The organism is Arthrobacter sp. StoSoilB5, from assembly GCF_019977235.1.
Classification (GTDB): domain Bacteria; phylum Actinomycetota; class Actinomycetes; order Actinomycetales; family Micrococcaceae; genus Arthrobacter.
This window is the reverse complement of record NZ_AP024646.1, coordinates 1,986,912-2,007,036: the sequence shown is the minus strand read 5'-3', so window position 1 is coordinate 2,007,036 and position 20,125 is coordinate 1,986,912. Positions and strand designations below refer to the sequence as shown.

17 protein-coding genes are annotated in these 20,125 nt (G+C 60.3%); all 17 read right to left on the bottom strand.

Annotated elements, in window-relative coordinates; all coding sequences use genetic code 11:
• Positions 1-20: 20 nt before the first annotated feature.
• Positions 21-1,571, bottom strand: coding sequence for a transcription antitermination factor NusB (locus tag LDN75_RS09140; protein WP_223936982.1), 1,551 nt, complete (start codon positions 1,569-1,571; stop codon positions 21-23).
• Complete coding sequence (gene fmt, locus LDN75_RS09135) at positions 1,568-2,488, bottom strand: methionyl-tRNA formyltransferase (RefSeq protein ID WP_223936981.1); 921 nt, start codon at positions 2,486-2,488, stop codon at positions 1,568-1,570. The genes LDN75_RS09140 and fmt overlap by 4 nt, the downstream gene beginning before the upstream one ends.
• Positions 2,485-3,057, bottom strand: a complete 573-nt coding sequence (gene def / locus LDN75_RS09130) for a peptide deformylase (protein WP_223936980.1) — start codon at positions 3,055-3,057, stop codon at positions 2,485-2,487. Before def ends, fmt begins: the two co-directional genes overlap by 4 nt.
• A 50-nt stretch (positions 3,058-3,107) precedes the next feature.
• The gene (locus tag LDN75_RS09125; RefSeq protein ID WP_223936979.1) at positions 3,108-4,049 is read right to left on the bottom strand and encodes a cytochrome; all 942 of its coding nucleotides are present in this window, start codon (positions 4,047-4,049) and stop codon (positions 3,108-3,110) included.
• Between the two features lie 37 nt (positions 4,050-4,086).
• A complete protein-coding gene (locus LDN75_RS09120) occupies positions 4,087-4,266 on the bottom strand; it encodes a hypothetical protein (RefSeq protein WP_223936978.1) in 180 nt (59 codons plus the stop codon).
• 211 nt (positions 4,267-4,477) lie between these two features.
• Complete coding sequence (locus LDN75_RS09115) at positions 4,478-7,021, bottom strand: GEVED domain-containing protein (protein ID WP_223936977.1); 2,544 nt, start codon at positions 7,019-7,021, stop codon at positions 4,478-4,480.
• A gap of 948 nt (positions 7,022-7,969) precedes the next feature.
• Positions 7,970-8,863: a MurR/RpiR family transcriptional regulator gene (locus tag LDN75_RS09110; RefSeq protein WP_223936976.1), complete on the bottom strand. Its 894-nt coding sequence runs from the start codon at positions 8,861-8,863 to the stop codon at positions 7,970-7,972.
• 109 nt (positions 8,864-8,972) lie between these two features.
• On the bottom strand, positions 8,973-10,154 hold the full coding sequence (locus tag LDN75_RS09105) for an amidohydrolase (protein ID WP_223937534.1): 1,182 nt from the start codon (positions 10,152-10,154) through the stop codon (positions 8,973-8,975).
• Positions 10,155-10,171: 17 nt separating this feature from the next.
• Positions 10,172-11,326 carry an amidohydrolase family protein gene (locus LDN75_RS09100; protein ID WP_223936975.1) on the bottom strand — a complete coding sequence of 385 codons (1,155 nt, stop codon included), beginning with the start codon at positions 11,324-11,326 and terminating at the stop codon, positions 10,172-10,174.
• A complete protein-coding gene (locus LDN75_RS09095) occupies positions 11,316-12,614 on the bottom strand; it encodes a glutamine synthetase family protein (RefSeq protein ID WP_223936974.1) in 1,299 nt (432 codons plus the stop codon). Before LDN75_RS09095 ends, LDN75_RS09100 begins: the two co-directional genes overlap by 11 nt.
• On the bottom strand, positions 12,611-14,005 hold the full coding sequence (locus LDN75_RS09090; RefSeq protein WP_223936973.1) for an ArgE/DapE family deacylase: 1,395 nt from the start codon (positions 14,003-14,005) through the stop codon (positions 12,611-12,613). The genes LDN75_RS09095 and LDN75_RS09090 overlap by 4 nt, the downstream gene beginning before the upstream one ends.
• Positions 13,995-15,044 (bottom strand): branched-chain amino acid ABC transporter permease, encoded by a 1,050-nt coding sequence (locus LDN75_RS09085; RefSeq protein ID WP_223936972.1) that lies wholly within the window; start codon positions 15,042-15,044, stop codon positions 13,995-13,997. Before LDN75_RS09085 ends, LDN75_RS09090 begins: the two co-directional genes overlap by 11 nt.
• Positions 15,044-15,913: a branched-chain amino acid ABC transporter permease gene (locus LDN75_RS09080; protein ID WP_223936971.1), complete on the bottom strand. Its 870-nt coding sequence runs from the start codon at positions 15,911-15,913 to the stop codon at positions 15,044-15,046. Before LDN75_RS09080 ends, LDN75_RS09085 begins: the two co-directional genes overlap by 1 nt.
• The gene (locus LDN75_RS09075; protein ID WP_223936970.1) at positions 15,906-16,685 is read right to left on the bottom strand and encodes an ABC transporter ATP-binding protein; all 780 of its coding nucleotides are present in this window, start codon (positions 16,683-16,685) and stop codon (positions 15,906-15,908) included. Before LDN75_RS09075 ends, LDN75_RS09080 begins: the two co-directional genes overlap by 8 nt.
• The gene (locus LDN75_RS09070; protein WP_223936969.1) at positions 16,682-17,440 is read right to left on the bottom strand and encodes an ABC transporter ATP-binding protein; all 759 of its coding nucleotides are present in this window, start codon (positions 17,438-17,440) and stop codon (positions 16,682-16,684) included. Before LDN75_RS09070 ends, LDN75_RS09075 begins: the two co-directional genes overlap by 4 nt.
• Complete coding sequence (locus LDN75_RS09065; protein WP_223936968.1) at positions 17,437-18,714, bottom strand: ABC transporter substrate-binding protein; 1,278 nt, start codon at positions 18,712-18,714, stop codon at positions 17,437-17,439. The genes LDN75_RS09070 and LDN75_RS09065 overlap by 4 nt, the downstream gene beginning before the upstream one ends.
• A gap of 91 nt (positions 18,715-18,805) precedes the next feature.
• Positions 18,806-19,834 (bottom strand): ornithine cyclodeaminase, encoded by a 1,029-nt coding sequence (locus LDN75_RS09060; protein WP_223937533.1) that lies wholly within the window; start codon positions 19,832-19,834, stop codon positions 18,806-18,808.
• Positions 19,835-20,125 lie beyond the last annotated feature (291 nt).

Sequence of the window (20,125 nt, the reverse complement as noted above, 5' to 3'; positions counted from 1 at the left end):
CAAGCGAGGGTGGCGGCGGGCTAGGACTTCTTGCGGATGAGCGCCATGAACATCGCATCCGTGTGGTGAACGTGCGGCCACAGCTGGGCGGTGAGTTCATGCCCGGCCCCAAGGCCTCCGGTGAGGCTGGCATCGTCCAGTGCCTGGCCGGCGTCCAGCAGTTCAAGGTCATCGCGCTTTCCGAGGACGTCACCCACAACGGCAGTGGTTTCCGCCGGGTGGGGAGAACACGTCACGTATGCAACCACGCCACCTGGCTTGACGGCGTCGATGGCCGAGGCCAGCAGTTCACGCTGCAGCGGACCGAGGTCCGCAATGTCCTTGGGTGCCCGGCGCCAGCGCGATTCGGGACGCCTGCGCAAGGCGCCAAGACCACTGCAGGGAACGTCCACCAGTACCCTGTCAAAGGAGTCGGGCTGTTCGCCGCCAACCTCCCGCCCGTCACCGGTCCGCACTGTCCAGGATTCGCCAGGCACCGCAGACAGCGCCTGCTGAACCAGCTTGGCACGGTGCGGGGCGGGCTCGTTGGCCAGCAAGGTGGCGCCCTCACGGTGTGCCAAGGCGGCAAGCAAAGCAGCTTTGCCGCCCGGCCCTGCACACAAGTCCAACCATTGCTCGCCTTGCCGGGCAGAAGTGCCGAGATCCACACCCGCGAGTGCGCGGGCTACGAGTTGGGAGCCGACATCCTGGACACGGGTAGTCCCCTTCCGGACGGACTCCAGCCGGCCAAGATCGCCTCCGGCCGAGAGCGCCGAGTCCTCCACCAGTTCCCCGGCAGTTGCCCCATTCTCGAAAGCTTCCTCAAGGTTCCCCAGCCCTGGCAGGGCCACCAGGTTAACCACAGGCGCCGCGTTGTCTGCCTCCAGCAGGGCCTCAATGTCTGAGGAGGGCCGGCCGTGGTTAACAAGGGACTGACGAAGCGCACGGACGATCCATTCCGGATGCGCGTGCCGCAACGCAGCGATTCTGGTGGCATCAGTCTCCTGCTCCAGCAGGATGTCCAGCCACTCGGCCATGCTGTGCGCCGTGACCTTGCGGAGGACAGCATTGATGAGTGCCGACGGTCCAGCGCCGATGACTGCTCGGGCCAGACCCACGGTCTGGTCCAGTGCAGCATGGGCAGGCACCCGCATGGAGAGCAGCTGGTGCGCCCCGATGCGCAAGGCATCCAGGATCGCGGGGTCGAGCTGCTCGAGGGGCCGGTCCACGCACCGGGCAAGGATGGCATCGTAGGTGCCCTGTCCACGCAAGGCCCCGTAACTCAGCTCGGTCGCAAAACCGGCATCGCGCCGATCGAGCCGGTGTTCGCGAATTCTGGCGGGAAGGACAAGATTGGCATAGGCATCTTCCGCCGCGACGGCGCGGAGTACCTCGTAAGCTACCAAACGCGCCGGATCCGCACGGCGCGTGCGCTGGGACGGGGCGTTAGTAGAGAAGCCCTTCTGGGGTCCCCGGTTTCTTTCCCTCCCTTGGGCATTTCGCTTGCTGTCGCCGCGGCCTCCACGATTACCGTGCCCGCCACCGTCCCGGCTCCCGCTGTTGTTGGGGCCTCGCCGGCCGGACTCGCTCATTGGAATACCACTTTCTCAGGTGCAGCCAAGCCGCGGGCCCAGTCGGCCGGCGACATCATCTTTTTGCCGGCAGGTTGTATCCGCCCCAATTCCACCGCGTGGGAACCCGTACCCACCATCACGGACTTTCCATCGACGCGGATGGCCCCAGGCGCAATGTCCTTGACGTCGGGCCGGAGTCCCACGGGTTCAAGCTTGATTCTCTGACCCTCCAGCGTCGTCCAGGCACCGGGCTCGGGCGTAACGCCACGCGCCCTGCGATTCAGGGCCAAGGCGGGCTGCTGCCAGTCCAACCGTCCGTCCTCCAGCGACAATTTGGGAGCCAGTGAAACCTCGCCGGATTGCGGTTGCGGTGCCGCCTGCCCGGCGTCGATGGCGGACAGCGTCTGGCTGAGGAGGACGGCGCCACTCAGCGAAAGACGCCCAAGAAGGTCCCCAGCGGTGTCATCCGGGCGCACGGTTTCGGTGAGCGTGCCAAACACGGGGCCGGTATCCAGCCCTTCTTCCAGCTGGAAGGTGGCCGCCCCGGTGACGTCGTCGCCTGCGATGATGGAGCGCTGCACAGGAGCGGCGCCCCGCCACGCAGGAAGGAGTGAGAAGTGGAGGTTGACCCAGCCATGCCGTGGAACGCCCAAAGCCGCGCGGGGAACGATGCCCCCATAAGCCACGATGGCGGCTACATCCGGAGCAGTCTCAGCAATTCGAGCCGTAGTGTCAGCGTCCACCTTGGCCGCACGAATAACGTCGATGCCAAGTTCCTGGGCACGGGCAGCAACCGGTGACGGTGTCATGACGCGCTTGCGTCCCAAAGGCGCATCCGGACGGGTCAGGACGGCAACGACGTCGAAGCCTGCCTTGACAAGGGCGTCCAAGGACGGAACGGCGACTGCCGGAGTTCCTGCAAAGAGCACCCTCACTCGGGCACTCCGAAGCTACCGCCACCGAAGCTGGAGCCAACAGAGCTTGCTCGCTTGGACGTGGTCTTCTCAGTGACGGCATGGTAGTTGGCGTTTCGGATGGCACGAAGCGCGGCTTTTCGGTCCTCGCCCTCAAGCCTGTCCGTGTAAAGGACGCCGTCCAGGTGATCGGTCTCGTGCTGGAAGCAACGAGCCAGCATTCCCTCTGCGTCCACCGAAACAGGATTGCCATGGAGGTCCACGCCGGTTGCCCGGGTTGCACGATAACGCCGGACAGGGAACCCGAGACCAGGGATGGAAAGGCAGCCTTCAACTTCGTCCGGCTGGAAATCTTCGCTGTTTTCCAGGACGGGGTTGATGATGTGCCCCTCTACGCCCCCGATGCGGTAGGTGAAGACACGCTGACTGACGCCCACCTGGGGGGCAGCAAGGCCAGCGCCATCTACGTCCTCCATGGTTTCCATCATGTCTGCTACCAGCTTGGCGAGCTCGGGACCGAATTCAGTGACGGGATCGGCTACGGTGCGCAACACCGGATCCCCGATGATTCGGATACTCAAAATTGCCATCTGCTGTCAGTCCTCACGATCGTCACACTCTGGTCCGGCTGTTGCGGAGCCTAAGCCAGTTTAGTTGAGTGCAGGCTGCTGCCGCTGTCGCCAGCCCCAGCGGATCCAGTGGCCGCAGACACAAGCGACGCTGACTCAAACGGCGGTGACACGAATGACGGCGGCGGGACGGGCATGAGTGCCTGCCCAGCCGCAGTGACATCGGCTGACATCTCCCAGACGCGCCTCAGGGCACAGAACTTCCACCAATGATGCTTAAGGACATCCGGGTTGGCTCGTTGCGGCCGGACTTCCGTTTCTCCGATGGCGACCGCCAACAACATGGGGTTCTCACCAAACTTCCACGGCTCCCACTCCCCCGCTACCGGGTCCACGAGGCTCTCCTCCGCTTTCATCCCCGCCACGAGCTGCATCACGACTTTGTCGTCGAGTGCCTTTACAGTGCCATCGCGTGTAGTGCCCTTGGTCTTGTAATCGATGAGGCAGATGCGGCCGTTAATCCGCGCAACGAGGTCCAGCGTGCCGGCATAGCCCACGGTCTTGTTCCAGACAGTGATTTCCGGGGCCAGCGGCTCCACCCTGTACAGCTCCCACCATTCGTCAAAGCGGGCTGCGAAGGCCTGTTCACCGTGGGAGGCAAGCTCATCGCGGCATTCCTGCATCCGATGCGGACGACCCAGGGCGCGTAGGGCCACCTGCTCACAGTAGTTGTGGACGCGATCGCCTCTTGCCGCAGCCTGGTCCCTGTAGGCCTCAGCAGCTTTGGAGGCCTTGTTGACCGCCTGCCGGATCCTTGCCGGGCTTCCAAGCAAGGCGGGAAGTTCGGGATCTGCGGCCAAGCTGCTTGCCCCCATGTAGCTGAACCAGCCGTCCAGGGAATGCGCCTGCTGCCCTATCACCGTGGTGATTGAGGGGACAGAGAATTGCTCTGTTGTGGAGCGGGCGTACATACGTCCGTAGTCGGTAGCGTGAGCAAGAAGTGGAGCAGTCATACAAAGACTCTGACACAGAGCACCGACAGAATTCCCCTCAGCTGCCAGGCGTGCCTGCCCTGGATGGGCTAACACCGCCTTCTGTGGGCCGTTCCCCAAGAATCATGGCCGCTTGTTCAGCCGGCAGGCGGGCGAGCTTTGCCGCAAGGATGGGCGACGTTGTCGCCAGGTCTTCCAGGATGGGTTTGGCGTCTTCGGCTTCTTTGGGTTCCTCCACAATGTTGCTGTGCAAACGGAGGCAGGTTCGTGACGCTGGAATGCTCTACAGAAGTACGGACAAGAATACGAGTGGGGAAGAGCACCTGGTTGGCGTTCTTCCGCATCGTGGGATCACTGCGGGGGCGTATCACTGCGGGGGCCGGGATAGCGGCCGCCGCAGTGATGCCTACAGTTGTTGTTGCTGGTGGTGGTGCTCGCGCGAACTCTTATCAAGCAGTGATTGACTCGCGCCGGCGGCGGTTTGTTGCCAGTGCGAGGGCGCCCAACAGCAGGACGGATCCGGCCGTGGTGAACGGCCACCAGCCGATACCGCCGGACTCGGGAAGCTGAAGTGCCGGCACGTCGCGGACTGTGAGCAGGAAGATCCCGTCGCCGTCGGCGTCGGTGCTGGTCACTACTCCGCCGCTGGTGCCTTGGCCCAGGGACACGGCACCGTTCGCTGCGATGGTGAATTGCACGGGTTCGGCCAGCAGGCTGAACCCGTCCGGCGCTGCGGTTTCTTCGAGCCAGTACGTTCCTGGCTGGATTCCCTCGAGTTGGAACCGGCCTGTTTGCCCGCTCACAGCGGTGACGGCTGGGCTGGCCAGCACGGCACCGGGTGCGCCGTTGTTGTCGGTATGCACGGCCCAGGTGGAGCCCGCCATCGGAACCCACGTACCGCCCGAGGACTCGCCGATCTTCTCGATCAGCACTTTGCCCGGGGTGTGATGCGTCGTGGTGCAGTCAGGTCCCGGCCCTGCCGAGCTTGGCGCGCAGGTCTGCGGTGGCGTGGTAGTTGCTGTGCCCGTCACCACGTTGACAAGCTGTGCGTTCCACGCGCCCGTTTTGACCACGACGCTGTACTTCAGGGTGGCTGTCTGACCGGCAGGCAGCGTGAACGCGGCGGTGCTCAGCAACGTGGACGGCGGCACAGGATCGGCCACAGCCACAGGTGATCCCGTACCGATCACCAGGGTCGCTGAACCGGGCACGAACGTCGCGTCATCCAGGACCTGTGCCAGGTTGTCCTTGAGCACGACTCCGGTGATGGTCCCGCTGATGCTCGTGGCCGTCACGGTGTACACGATGGTCTGCCCCGGGGTGACGGACCCGTTCGCGGGAACTGACCCGTTGACGGTGGCGCTCTTTTTGATCTTCCACGCAGCAGGGGCCGTGACCTGGGCATCATCGGTTGCCGTGACGGGCAAGCCAAGGGGCGGGTTCCCGGTGACCTTCGCCGTGTTGGTCAGTAGCCCCGTGGTGACGTCCGGCTGGGTGACCACATATGTTGCGGTGGCGGTCACTGACTGTCCGGGCAAAAGGACCCCGGGAAGGCCAGGCCAAGTGTAGGAAAGGGCGGACATGGTGCCGGTTCCGGAGAATTGGGTCTCGGTGATGACCACCGAGGTGAGCGTCACGTTTCCCGTGTTCTTCGCCACGAACGTGTAGGTTGCGGTTTCACCGGCCACCAGCGTGGTCTTGTCCACTGTCTTGACCAGCGTGATGGCAGGAGCGGACGCCGGAGCGATCGTGAAGATGTAGTCTTCCACCTCGCCGGAATTCGAGGCACCGATCGGGACCTGGATCTGGCTGGCGGTGTAGCCGATCCGGAACCGCGCATACGTTGTCCCAGCGGTGACCCCGGCAGGGACTGTCCAGGTAAGTGTTGCGGTCGTGGCGCCCGCAGCGAACGTGGCGCAAGCACGCTCGGCGGTGTTATTGAACAGGCCGTCCTTGTTCAAGTCAATCCAGCCACAGGTCGTTCCGGCTTTGCTGGCCCCACTGATCGCCACGGTGGTTGAGTAGCTGGTAGCACCCTGTGTCATGGGCGCCAGAACCACGCCGTCGTCCATCAGGTCCTGGGCCGCCGTCGCACCCGCATTCGGCGACGCGGTGCCGTTGGCCACCTGAGCGTTATCCTCAGTCACGTTCGCCCCAAGGGTCACATCCGAAAGAACAGCCCTGGCAGCATTGCTCTGATCGTACGAAGCAGGCGCGTCACCGAAATCCTGGGGGACAGTCATCGCCATGACGAAGTTGTCCCTGTTGTGCAATGGGTCCGTACTGTCATTGATGGTGTAGGCCGGCAAGGCAGCAGTGGTTTGGACAAAAACAGCACTGATGTCGAAAGTCAGCGTGGTGACGGTTCCATTGATGCGAGCCGAACCGCAGCCGGCGGTCGCCTGGGCGTCGACAGGGTCAGGTGTGCCGGTCTGCACACTTGTGTTGCACGCAGTTCCCGCATTGTCGTTGGTAGTGGTGATCGAGTTTCCAGAGACGGAAAGGTTTCCACCGGAGAGCTTGGTCATCGTCAGGCCTGCAGTTGCAAGGTTCAACACAGCGTGCTGCTGGGACTGCTTGTCGACGGTCCCGTTATTGCCGACGTCATTCAAGACGTATCCGCCGAGGCCAGCGATATTGAGCACAGGATTCCGAACTGGCTGGCTGAAAGTGATAGTGATGGTCCCCAAGCCGGTACAGGTGCCTACCGCTGGGCAGTTGTTGATCAGGTTCGATGAGAACTCGACCGCAGGAGCGGTGCTTGTAATGCTGGGTGTGAAATCAGATGCAACGTAGCCCCTGCTGTCGAGTGTCGACCTGCCTACGAGTTCAGTCAGGCCGGATTGATCATAGGTAGCCGTCAGACCGGATCCCGGCATCGTCAAAACAGCCGCCCCACCGGTGACGCTTGCCTGGTTGGTTGCTACTTCGTAGGCGTGAGCTGGTGCACTTAGGTGGAGCACCCCCAATGAAAGGGCGCCAAAAATAACCATTAAAACGGCAACGCAGGCTGATATTTTCCCAAGCAGAAACTTCAAGGGATTCTCTCCAATGAACAGTGACCGACAGACCCCACAGCCGACGGCCAAACATATGTTGCGGAGACTGACCGATTGCGTCCGGCAAGGCCGGTCTCCAGTCAAAGGAGTGCAGAATAGGAATAGTTCATGCCGCAAAAAATGAGAACTTTTTGAGAGACAGCTCTCGGGGTTCATGCAGGGCAGGCTGCGGGCCAGAGCTTGGACCCTGGATGGAAGCTGCCGAGAGAGACCTGGAGCTCCTCACAGCATCGTGGCGAGGGAAAAGTACTGATGCGCTCCATGCGGGATCACGTCGCGGGCCTGCCGTAAGGTGATGATTGAAACTACCTGGCGGCTACTTGGGAGTCGTCTTTTGACATGATGCGCAGGCCCACGTGCTGTGGGATGGGCTGGTGACCTCAGTCGTGAATGAAGGCTGATGGTGTGCCTGCGGCTGGCCGCCCAATGGTCCGAAATGGGAATGGGCGAACGGTCCATTGTCCTGGACGGCGAACCCCGCTTTCCAGGCGTGAACGTGCCAGGAAATACCTCCAGATGCGCTTCGGGTCCAAGGTTTTGCAGTTCACGGTGGGCTTGGGCGACCATGTCCCCCTTGTATTTGACCACCTGTAGTCGATCCTCAATATAAACCTGGACCCAACATCCTGCCGTCGTTCCTGTCCTCGAAAGCCTCCCCCAGGGGCTTGTGGACGACGCCAGCTCTGAATTCACTTATGACTCGGCCTCGCCGAGCGCCTCCTCTTGAGCGTCCGGACATCGAAGCGGATACTTGTTGGGCCAACCGGCTTAAGCCGGTTGAAAAAAGACCGACAAGGATGACGGGGTGTTCGATATGGGTGCTGCGAGTTTCAATGCTTGAAGACTTCAATTCCGGCGTCCAATAGAACCTTGCATTGAGGCTTAATCGGCCAGCACGGTGCCATAGCTGGCTTCCAAAGTCCGCATGCGGTCGTCGGCCGCGGGCCCAAGTTTGACGTGGACCGCTGCGATGAGGGCTTCCACCAACACCGTTGCCGGCACGATGCTGTCGAACGAACCAGCTGCCTCCACCCGTGCCGGCAGCACGACGTCCGCGACAAATGAAACCGGAGAGAGCCAGGGGTCCGTGATGAGGATAATCTTCGCCCCCTTCTCACGGGCCGCCTTTGCCAGGTCAACGGTGTCTTTCTGGTAGCGGCGAAAATCAAAGAAGACGCAGACATCGCGTTTGCTGAGGTCAGCTATGAACGTGGAGTCATTGTTCGGATGCTGGGCGTGCACCACGGTGTTGGGCCGCATCAGGCGAAGGTGCAAGTCCAAGTACGTGGCCAGGAGGTGGGAGAACCTGCCGCCGATCGAAGTAATGTCCAGTGACGTATTGCATAGAAGCGCCACGGCACGGTCGAATTCATGCTCCGGAAGGGAGGCGACCGTGCTCTCGATGCCCTCCACCGCCGTCTCTGCCACTGACTGAGCCAATTCTGGAGCCGCTGAATCAACTCGTATTTTGCCTTGGAGGGTCAGCGGGGATGCCCTCCGCGCCTGCACTTCTTCACGTAGGGCATCCTGGAAGTCCCGGTACTTGTTGAAACCCAATCTGCTGACGAACCTGAGCACGGTGGGTGCACTGACGTTTCCCTTCTTGGCAAATTCAATTGTGGATTCCAGCCCTGCCGTCGGGTAGTTGGCGAGGAACACGCGGGACAGCTTGTGCTCCGCCGGGGAAAGCGAACCCTGAATTTGACGGATTCGGTCCGCCAGGGTCAACCGGGCAGATTGGTTCTCAGACTGTTCAAAATGTCCGGACTGCGTCACGGCGTTCCTTTCTTGCATAGACGGCAAAGCTGCAAGCGAGTTGTGGCGTCCGCCGCTTTTTATCCCCATTCAATCAGGAAACGCTGAACGGCTTGAGCCTGGCCTGCCGTCAGCTTGTTGGGGCAGCGACCAGGGGCAGCTCGTGGGCGGGCAGCAACGTCCTGGCGGCGCCAACGTATCCAGCCAGCAGCGCATGCGCTACATCACGAACGTGAGAGTCATCGGGCACGAAAGTGCTTGAGTGCAGCCGTTCTGCGCTTCCGCTGGTACCTACGAACATCATCAATGAAGGCATCCTTTCCGAAAAATACGAAAAATCGTCGGAGCCTGCCGACCTGAGATTGCTGTCCACTTCCAAGCCCAGAGCCAGCAGTAGAGGGGCAGTCGCCTTCACGATGTTCGCATCATTTTCCAGGACGGGTTCGCCCTGGGTGACGCTGACTTCGCCGCCGCAGCCGTGCGCAGCTGCAACCAGGTGCACCGTCTCGGCAAGACGCCGCAGAACTTCCTCCCTCACTGGGGTGGCCATGGTGCGGACAGTTCCCCGGGCGGCGGCGGTACCCGGTATGACATTGGCCGCGGTACCAGCCTGAAGGGTAGCAATGGTGAGCACGACCGAGTCCATGGGATCCACGTTCCGGCTCACGATGTTTTGCAAAGAGACCACAACGTGGGATAGCGCCAGGACAGGATCCGCTGCAATGTGCGGGTAGGCAGCGTGGCCGCCCCTTCCATTAATGTTGATGATGAACTCGTCCGATGAGGCATTCACGGCCCCCGGCGTGCACGCCACTGTCCCTCCGGGTAGCAGCGGCTGAACATGGGCGGCGACTGTGGCGCGCACGTCTTGCTCCGCGAGTATCCCTGTTGCGCAGATATCCTTTGCCCCGGACGGGTACGTTTCTTCCCTCGGTTGCAAGACCAGTGCCATGGGAGCTGCGCCCGGCGTTGAGTGGACAGCCCTGGCCAAGGCAACGACGGCAGCCAGATGGATATCATGCCCACAGGCGTGCATGACACCCGGTCTTTGGGAAGCCCAAGCGACTTCGGAATCTTCCATGGCCGGCAGCGCATCCAGCTCAGCCCGGATGGCGATTGCCTTGCCGGGCCCGCCGATTCGCAGTACTGCCCCCGTTTCAGCCACAAACCTGGTTTGCAGATCGCCTGGCAATGCGTTCAAGACCAGATCAAGGGTCGGCCCCTCGGAACCGGATAGATCCGGCATGCTATGCAATTTGTGGCGCAGTTCTATTGCACGCGGAATCTCCTGGTCAATGCGTCTCCTGAGCACCTCAAATAGTTCAGAGTTCACTTCTCCCCCAGCTCATAGACGCGCACCGCGTTATCCCTTCCGACCATGTGAACTACTCGAATGGCATCCTCCTCAGCCCAGTCCCCATCCCGAACCCAAGCCCCCAGGACCTTGCCCATTCCTTCGCGCCATAGTCGCGCCCCGAGGTAATGGAGTTCCGGAGGTCCCCATGCATCCGTTGAAAACAGGATCTTGGAGAACGGTGCCAACTCGAAAGACTCCTTGATCAGTTCCAGAGACTGAACGCCTGTGTAGTTGGTCCCAAGCCCCACATCGAAGTAAACGTGCGGAAATATCTGCGCAAGGTAGCCCGCGTGACGATGGAACGGATAGCAGTGAAGAAGGAGTACGTCCACCTTCAATGATTCAATCAGCTTCAACCAAGGAACCAGCAGCAACGGGTCGCAGGCCTCCAGACGCAAGTCAGGATCGCCGTATCCGGTGTGCATTTGAATGGGAAGACCACGGTCGACGCCCGACCAGAGAAAGAAGCGCAAAAGCACAGGATCCGAAACACGGAGCGAGTAGCCGGCTGCTACCAGACGGAGCCAGGAAGCAGCCTCCTTGGCCACTTCTTCTTTGGACGGCCGGATTGGATCAAAGTCGAACCCATGCCGGTAGGCGATGATGCTCTTGACTCCCACCGCGTTCTCCGTTGCCAGCGCTAGCCGGGCCGTATAGGCGCTAGCAAAATCGGCGGCTGACACGCCTTCCCAGGCCAGGGACTCCGCTATGGATTCGAGTCTGACGACCTCGCCCACCGTGGCTGAGCTGATGCTCTCCATCCCCGAAAGGCCGTGGATTTGATCACCGCGGAATCCGGTTTCGATCAGGAAATGGCCTATCCCCGCAGACTTGAGCAGGCGTGAGGTTACTTCCGGCGTCCCGAGCTCCACACGCCGTTCAAAGTACGCATCGGCGCTCGCATGTGCAGGAAGGCCCAGCAACGGCGCACACCACCGACGAACCGCGAATCCCAACTGCGAATCGAATTGCGTCATCCATTGAGGAATGGGCCTGTCCGACTCCGTCAGCAGTTCTTCCAGCGAGGACCGGTCAACGTCATCCTTCAACGCTCCATGGACATGGTGGTCCACCAAGGGGATTTCCTCAATGGTGGTCAGGAGAGCTTCTACGGAATTAGTAGACATCAGATACCGCTTTGATTCGGGCAGCATCGTCGAGTGTGGCCACATGAGCGAGTTCATGCCGCTTGACCCCCAAATAGGTTGCCAACAGATCAGGATGGAACCAGGAAGTCACAGCCTGGTCCTTTTCCAATGCCAGGAGTGCGTCCTCGAGTGTACGAGGCAGTTGAGGTACGTCCTTCAATTCAGCGGGGCCTGCCGTTTCTGGAAAAATGTCGGGTTTGGGGTACTCGTCACCGCCTACGATTCCGGCCAAGCCAGCCCGGAGCAGGACACCAAGCGCGAGCCACGGGTTGGCGGTTGCATCGGCTGCCCTGTACTCAAGGTTGAATTGGTGGTCCGGAGCAGATCCACCTGCCGAACTGGTCGGACAAATTCGTAGAAGAGCCTCCCTGTTTCGTTCCGCCAGAAATATTCCCCCTACGCTCCATCGATCCGGGGCCAGGCGCATGAAGGAAACCGGGCTTGGTGCTGTCAGGGCCGTCAGCGCTTCGGCGTGACGCAGGATTCCTGCACTGAATCTGTGTCCAACGTCGGAAAGACGGCCCGGACGGGTCGCGTCGAACAGAACCGGCTTACCGCCGTCGTCCACCAAACTGATGTGGACATGGACGCCGGTACCGGTACCGCCTGGTTCCTGAAGTGGTGCGAAGGAAGCCCTGAGGCCGCGTCGGATTGCCAAATCGCGGACCAATTCGCGCAAGAGCACCGCCCTGTCTGCTGCAGTGAGCGGGTCGCTCGGTTCCACCGTGATTTCAAACTGGTTCGCCCCGTATTCAGGCAACCAGTTCTCCGGTGCGAGACCACAGTCCGTCAAGCGACGCACCAGGTCCATTCCGAACGGATCGGCGTCGAGGTGCCTGCGCAAGGAAAACGGAGCCGATTGAGGCAGGCCCTCCACAACGAACTCGTGTTCGAAAGTGGCGATTACGCGCAGGCCCGTTTGCTCTCGAAAGTCGCTGATGGCCCGGCGCAGGAAGGTCCTGGGACAGCACTCCCAGTCGGTTCCGTCAGGTTGTGTTTGGTCGGCGAGCAGAATCCTGAGTCCAGCCTCATTGGGGACATCCGCAACGGTGATTTCCGTAGCCTCGTCCGGCATAAGGCGCAGGTCGCCGGTTGAACCGAAGGCGCTGCCTGGCGCAATGCTGCCGAAAGCCGAAATGCCAAGGTTGGCCGGCACCCAGCCCAGTCCGGAGCGAAGGACAGAACCGTAGGCTTCGCCGGGTGCGCCTCGTCCTTTGACCTGTCCAGCGAGATCGCAGGTAGCAACGAATATATCGGGGGTGTTCACGGGAGCCTCCGGCCGGTCGTAGGTGGATTGATGCTGGATTCAGTACCTGAGACGCCGCAATAGTCCATTGCAGATAGGGCGTACGTCTTTACTGCGGTGATGATCTGGTGGATTGGCACGTACTCGTTTTCCGCGTGCGCGGTTCGGCCAACGCCCGGACCGTAAACGAGCCCGTCGATACCTTGGGCGTCCATCCATGTGAGATCACAGACACCGAGGAATCCCTCTTGTTTGGGAGGTGTGGCCAGGTCAAACCCGCCGACGGCATCACTGTGGGCCTTCATGACCGCCGGGACAAGTTCATGGCTGGCCGGTGTGGTGTACGGCGGCCATAGGAGCTTCCAGTCGAATTCAGGACGGTGGGTGCTCAGCCAAGGATCGTTGGCACAGGCCTGACGCACGGTTCGTTCAATCTCGTCGATGACTTCGTCGTTGCTTCGCTCAGGATGATGGTAGACGCAGTATTCGACTGTGAGTGTGTCCGCAAGGAAGAACGGGACAAGGACGCCCTCGGGGTTTCCACGGATCACCCCGGGCAAGAGATTGAAGTAGCCCGGCTGGAACAGTGGGTGCCTGTCACGCCGCGCCCACGTATCTTCCAATTGCCGTAGGGCGTGATAAATGATCCAGAACTTATCGATGGTATTGACGCCCAAGGCTTCACCTTCAAGGGTTGGGTGAATGGTAAGACCCCGCAGTCCGGAGTGCGCAGCTTTGCCGACAAGGGACAGCGAGAACCACAACAGGCCCGGCGTGGTGGGAACCAGATTGGGGGCTGCGTCAGAGAAGTTCGACGGTTCGCAGACGATTGCGGCTTCGGCCCCGTATCCTGCCTGTAACGCTGCCGTTGTACCCGAGAGGTGGTCACCGACTTCTTCTCCGACGACCGCCTGCAGTACGAGATCTCCTTTGAGCCGGATACCTGCGGTGGCTAATGCGATGGCGGCATATGCCGTGGCGACAGTGCCGGCTTTGTTATCCGTAGCGCCCCTGCCATGAACCGCGTCATCGGTAATCAACCCGGAGAACGGCGCGTGGTCCCAAAGACCTTCCCGGTTGGGCGGCACAACATCGACATGCCCGTTGAGCAGCAGCGAGCGGCCACCGCCCGTTCCGGCAATCCGTCCGCAAGCATTGTCCCGGCCTTTCTCAACTGTGACGAGTTCCGTAGAGGCTCCTGCTTCGCGATGGAGATCGTTCATGAGCGCGCTCACCTCACCCTCACCGCCCACGAGCTTCTGGTAGTCCTGACCGGCATACTTGGGGTTTATGCTCGGGATCCTGACTGCGTCGGCGACGGACTGCACGATCCTGGGTGCGAGACGATCCACAGCGTCCAGGACCGCCTTTCGCTGGTTCTGCTCTGCTCGGGCAGTGGCATCAATGGACATGCGTGCTCTCCTCGACTTCCATAGTCTGGTTTGCGGGTTTTTGGAGTGCTCTATGGGCGGATTTGTTCGGGTTTCCCGGAAGTAGCCTCCGCGCTCTGGTCCATACGTCTTCAAGGAGCCCGGAGATGCCGCGTGGAAGGAAAATAAGAACCAGAAGGGTTCCAACGCCGATGATGATCGCACGCGCAGGCCCAAGGTCCGTGAGTTGGCGGTCGATGACTGTGACTACAAGTGCCCCCAGGACCGGACCCCAGATGTGGCCGGTACCGCCCAGGAAGATCATGCTCAAGCCAAGGGTGACGAATCCGAAACTGAAGAGTGTGACGTCCGCAACACGGAAGTATGCAACATAAAGGGCTCCTGTGACGCCGGCAACTGCTCCGCTGAGGATGAAGGCCAGGAGATGCTGCCTTATGCGGTTCATTCCGCGGCTCACGGCAAGGTTTTCATTGTCGCGCAGCGCGATGAGGCTCTTGCCGAACGGGCTGCGGAGGGTGGTCCGGAGCAGAACCAGGAGCAGGACCACTGCCCCGCCGAGCAACCATAAGTAGCCCAATCCCGAGTACTTTGCGAAGGAAAAATCTCCTACGCTCAGTGCAGGTACGCCTGTCAGCCCACTGGATCCGCCGGTGATTCCGGGAATAGCCAACACGAGGTAGTAGCAGAGCTGCACGAAGACGAAGGTGATCAGTGCGATATATATGCCTCGCATGCGTATCACGGGGATGTAGGCCAGTGCACCGGCCAGCCCGCCCGCAGCGGTTGCCAGTATGAGCCCAAGCCACGGATTCATATCCCATGTCACTGTGGCAACGGCCATCGTGTAGCCACCGACACCGAAGAAGCCAACGTGGGCGAAGTTGAAGATGCCGCCGATACCCAGCGTCAGGTTCCAGCTGGCGGCGAGCAGGGCGTAAATGAGCGCTGTGGCGGCCAGCAGGCGTGCAGAGCCGCTGATGACGACATATGGCAGCAAGGCGGCGGCAAGCAAGAGCAATGGCCACGTCGCGAAGCGCTTGAGGGATCCAAGACGGTTCATCACGAACGTCCTTTCACTAGACCTTGGGGGCGGACCAGCATAATGAGGACCAGGACGAGGAAGACAGCTACAGGGCTCCATTGGAGACCGAGCCAGTACGTTGTGCCCGCCTCCAACAGGCCTATTGTGAAGGCGCCGACCAAGGTGCCCCACAAAGTGGCCGACCCACCAAAGACCAGGACGACAAAGGCAGTCAGCAGGGGTTCGAAACCTTTTGTGGGCGTAATGGTGGTGGTCGTTCCGTAGACGAAGGCAGCGGCGCAGGCCAGAATTGATGCCACCGCAAATACGCTGGCGTATATGCGCACGGGCCTGATTCCGACGAGCATTGCCATGTCCCGGTTCTGTTCCACGGCCCGGACGGCCATCCCCCACTTCGTCTTGCGCAGCAACGTGATCAGTCCTATGACCAGAACTAATGCCAGAGCCAGGGCAATGAGGGTAGAGCTTGCGATTCTTACGTCGCCCAGGGCAAATGTTGAGGCGCTCACGGACTTTATCTGCTTGTTCTGCGGTCCCCAGATTAGTTGTGCTGCGCCCTCGACTGCGTTGGCGATGGCGAGGGTCGAAACCATGACCAAGAGAGTTCCGTTTGGCCTGCTGATGAACGGCCGGACCGCTACGAGGTCCAGGAGCATACCCAGCAAGGCCAGCAAGGGAATCGCAGCGGCGAAAGCGAGGAGTACCGGGAGCCCCACCTTTTCTGAGAACGTCCAGATGAGGTACGCGCCCAGAAGCAGGAGCGCGCCGTGAGCGTAGTTGAAGACCCCCAACGTGGACCAGATGAGGGACAGTCCGCTGGCCATCAATGAGTACAGCGACCCGAGCACGAGGGCTGAGACCAGGATGGAAAGGAGCGCGTCAGACATGCTTGTCTCCCTCAATGTTGTTGTTAGCGGATGACGGGTGGGAGCCGACGTACATATCCATGACTTCCTCGTGGCTGGGCTTGATGTCCGTGGTTCCGCTGGAGACGATCCGCCCGAGCTCCACAAGATGCCACCGGTCCGCGAGTTCGAAGAGGAACTCAATATCGCCGTCGGCGACTATCAACGACAGACCCAGTCGGCGGACTTCGTGGAGTGTGTCAAGGATTTCGTATCGGATCTTGGGTGCCAGCCCGAGAGTTGGTTCATCCAGCACAAGAAGCTTGGGCTTGGCCATAAGGCCCATCCCGATGGCCACCATTTGGCGTTCGCCTCCAGATAGCGTGCCCACAAGTTGCCCGCGACGTTGCAGGAGCTTGGGAAAGAGTCCCTGGACCATTTCCAGAGTCTCCTCCCGCTGACCCCTGGCCGCCGGGATCCCACCTGCCAATGCCAGGTTCTCCCTGACGGTGAGCCTCGGAAAGAGCTGATTGCCTTGGGGCACATGCATCATTCCCTGGTTGACTACCTTGTAGGCGGGCATCCCGGTGATATCGCTGCCATCGAAGAGAACCTGACCTGAAGAGGTCCTGCCCAGACCCGAGATGGCGCGCAGGGCGGTCGTCTTTCCATGACCGTTGGGGCCCAAGAGGGCCAGAGCCTCACCCGGGACGACCTCGATGGAAAACGACCGGACCACAGGCAGGCGGCCATATCCGGCCTCCAGGGCACTGACGCGGAGCAGTGGGTCAACCGTCTCCTGATCGGTGTTCATGCCGCTGCCTTCCCCAGATATGCCTCCATCACCCGCGGATCCGAAAGAACCGCGTCGGGGGTTCCTTCAACCAGGACTTCGCCGGACGACATGATGACCATCCGTTTGGCCAGATCGCGGATAAGACTGAGTACATGCTCAATGATCAGCAGTGTCAGGCCGCCCTTCTGAAGTTCCCGCAAAAGCAGGATCAATTCAGCCTGATCTTCATCGTTGAGGCCTCCAGCTGGTTCATCCAGCATCAGGAGCCGCGGGTGTGAGACAAGGGCGCTGGCTATCATCAGCTTCTTTTTTGCCAGCAGTGGTATATCCGCCGCCCGCTCGTCCCTGTACCTGCTGATTCCCACGGTCTCCAAGGCCGTTTCCACGTCCCCTTTGGTGCGCCGATGCCCTCCGAGGTAGTGGTTGGCCACGGCGATGTTGTCGGAAACACTCAACGAAGGGAACAGCTGTTCCGCTTGGAAGGTTCGACGCATTCCCGAACGAGCGATTCTGTGCGCGGAAAGCCTGTCAATACGTACACCGTCAAAGAAAATCTCTCCGTCTGTCGGGCCGAACGGCACCCCGGAGATCAGGTTGAAGAGAGTACTTTTTCCCGCCCCATTAGGACCGGCAATCCCCAAAATCTCCCCCTCGTCAACATTCAGCGTGACGTTGTCCACGGCCACGAAACCCCCGAAGCGCCGGCTGACCTGTCGTACTTCCAGGAGGTGCCCTTTGGAAGTGCCGGGTCCAGGTGACTTGGCGATCCTCATTTCATCCACTCGGGCTTGTGGAACTTGCCGTCGGCGAACTCTTCGGGAGCGATGTTCAGACGTTTGCCGTTTTGGATTTGGTAGTACGTCATCGGGATACCGTCTCTCCCGGCTACGGCCAGATGGGTTGTCGGATCAAAATGGACACGACCAAGCGTGGTTTGTTTGTCCAGCTTGCCCAATGCCTCACCGACTTCCTTACGTTTCCCGGGATCACCGACTTCCTTAACGGCGTCGGCCCACAAATGGACCTGTTCGTAGAGGCCATAGCTGTACAGGCTAGGTTCGTTTCCGTATGCCTCCGTCAGCTTCCGGGTGATGTCCTTGGTTTCCGGCAGTGCCGGCAACGGGGCAAACGGAAGGTTATAAAGCACGCCGTCAGCGTTCTTCCCTGCGAGCTCGGTGAACTCCGGGACGCTTGGGGCGTACTGCGAAAACACCAATGACTGCGTGGGATTCTGGCGGAATTGAGTGAGGAATTTTGACGCATTTGCAGTCAGGTAGTCGAGGTTGATGATCACAGCCGGATCAACCTGCCGGATTTTGGTAATCTGCGTGGTCCAGTCGTCCACTTCCCCAAAGGGAACAGTGTCGGGTCCAGTGACGTCCCAGCCTTTTGCCTTGAAGTTCTTGTTCAACCCGGAAGCTATGCCATTGGAGTACGCATTATCGCTGGAGATAATGTAAACCCGGCGGTTAGTGAGCGGAAAGGTGCCATCGGCGTTCCATGTATCCAATTGTTCAGGAATGCCAGTGCTGTAGCCCTCGTATGAAGGGGCAAGGGACCAAACACCGGGATACTTCTCGGGGTTCTTGGAAATAATGTCCTGCGTTTGGGCGCTGTTGCCGCTGAGCAGGTACGGAATTCCAGCTTCTGCGAGCTGATCGATTTCGAAGTTGGTCGTGCTGGCGTAGCCCGTGACCACTGCCGCAACATCGGGGTGTGAGGTCAGTTGCGTCACAGCGGACGAGACCGCATCCGACTTCTGGTCCCGTACGTCAAGTGCTTTGAGTTCAACCTTCCTGCCATCGATGCCGCCTTTGGCGTTGATTTCGTCGACCGCGAGTCGTGCACCCTGTTCCATGAGCTTGCCATCGGCAGCGGCCACACCTGTGAGCGGGGCCAATAGACCGAGCGTGATGGGATCTCCGGATGCCCCGGAGTCACCGCCTTCGCCCGTGGGAACGGTACAGCTCACCATCGAGATGGCGATGACCGTGGCGGCTGAAAGGAGTAGGGAAGAACGTAGGCGGGGCTTGATTGAGGTAGACATAGCGCTCCGTGGGAAATGGGGATTTTGGTCCGGGTTCGGGAGTCAAATCTGGATATATTTGGTGGAAGGTGACGACGATGGAGTTAGTCGTTTAACCAACGGGTGATAAGGCACCGACAAGACCGAACAGGTCTTTGGGATCGTCCGGATTGGCAACGAGATCTATTTCTTCAAAGAATTCGGTGCCGTCCACGGAGTCCCGCAGATAACGCAGGGCTGAGAAGTCTTCCACCGCGAACCCGACGGAATCGAAAATGGTGACTTGATCTTCTGACGTGCGCCCTGGTGCGGCACCGAGGAGGACCTTCCAGAATTCGGTTACGGCGAAGTCGGCCGGCATCTGCTGGATCTCACCTTCAATCCGCGTCTGGCTCTCGTACTCGACAAAGACGTCACCGATCTCCAGGATCGACGGATCCAGTTCCGTCTTTCCGGGGCAATCTCCACCGATCGCGTTGAGATGGACGCCAGGAGCAACGTGCTGAACGCTGAGGATCGTGGCCTGGGCTTTGTCTGCCGTGCACGTCGTGATGACGTCGGCGCCCTGAACCGCTTCCAGAGCAGAGGAAGCGACGTCTATTTCGAATCCAAGCGGAACCATGTTCCGGATGAACTTGTGTACAGCGGCAGGATCGGTGTCCCAGACCCGCAGCTTCGCTACGCCCAACGCTGTCCTCATGGCCAGTGCCTGGAATTCAGCCTGGCTGCCGGTTCCAATCATGGCCATGACCCTGGAATCGGGCCGCGCCAGGACCTTCGCGACCATGGCGGACGTGGCGGCGGTGCGCAGCGCTGTAAGGATAGTCATTTCGGCAAGGAACGTTGGGTAGCCGTTGTGGACATCTGCCAGAACGCCGAAGGCCGTCACAGTTTGGTAGCCACGGGCTGGATTCGACGGGTGCCCATTCACATATTTGAATCCGTAGGTCTCATGATCGCTGGTGGGCATGAGTTCTATAACGCCATATGGGGTATGGCTGGCGACACGTGGTGTTTTATCGAACCGCGCCCAGCGTCGGAAGTCGTCTTCCATGTAGTGAATCAGGTCTTCGATGATCGTTTCGGGGCCTTGGGTTCTGACCCAGCTGATCATATTGCTTACATCAACAAAGCGCGTCATCTGCGCTCCCTTCTGGTTCGTGCCGCTCACGTCCTCGGGATCGGCTGATTCCATGATGCGTTACAAAGGATTCAAAGTCACGTCTTTTGAACAATTTGTTATATTTCTTTCACACTGTGTGGGGTAAGGGGCTGTGCAACCAGCGGAGGCTCCCAAGTGACTCGATCCGGCTTGAACCGCTGGAAGTGTGGTGAAGACACCCAGATGGAACACCGGATCTATGACGTCGAAGCTGGTGCCGGTGCAACGGAACTGCCGGGTTGCCGCATCGCCAGACGTGAATGCCCAGCC

Coding starts and splice junctions, on each gene's coding strand:
- LDN75_RS09075 (WP_223936970.1), bottom strand. CDS start 16,685: ATGAACACCGATCAGGAGACGGTTGACCCACTGCTCCGCGTCAGTGCC.
- LDN75_RS09080 (WP_223936971.1), bottom strand. CDS start 15,913: ATGTCTGACGCGCTCCTTTCCATCCTGGTCTCAGCCCTCGTGCTCGGG.
- LDN75_RS09115 (WP_223936977.1), bottom strand. CDS start 7,021: ATGGTTATTTTTGGCGCCCTTTCATTGGGGGTGCTCCACCTAAGTGCA.
- def (WP_223936980.1), bottom strand. CDS start 3,057: ATGGCAATTTTGAGTATCCGAATCATCGGGGATCCGGTGTTGCGCACC.
- LDN75_RS09070 (WP_223936969.1), bottom strand. CDS start 17,440: ATGAGGATCGCCAAGTCACCTGGACCCGGCACTTCCAAAGGGCACCTC.
- LDN75_RS09060 (WP_223937533.1), bottom strand. CDS start 19,834: ATGACGCGCTTTGTTGATGTAAGCAATATGATCAGCTGGGTCAGAACC.
- LDN75_RS09140 (WP_223936982.1), bottom strand. CDS start 1,571: ATGAGCGAGTCCGGCCGGCGAGGCCCCAACAACAGCGGGAGCCGGGAC.
- LDN75_RS09125 (WP_223936979.1), bottom strand. CDS start 4,049: ATGACTGCTCCACTTCTTGCTCACGCTACCGACTACGGACGTATGTAC.
- LDN75_RS09100 (WP_223936975.1), bottom strand. CDS start 11,326: ATGTCTACTAATTCCGTAGAAGCTCTCCTGACCACCATTGAGGAAATC.
- LDN75_RS09065 (WP_223936968.1), bottom strand. CDS start 18,714: ATGTCTACCTCAATCAAGCCCCGCCTACGTTCTTCCCTACTCCTTTCA.
- LDN75_RS09085 (WP_223936972.1), bottom strand. CDS start 15,044: ATGAACCGTCTTGGATCCCTCAAGCGCTTCGCGACGTGGCCATTGCTC.
- LDN75_RS09090 (WP_223936973.1), bottom strand. CDS start 14,005: ATGTCCATTGATGCCACTGCCCGAGCAGAGCAGAACCAGCGAAAGGCG.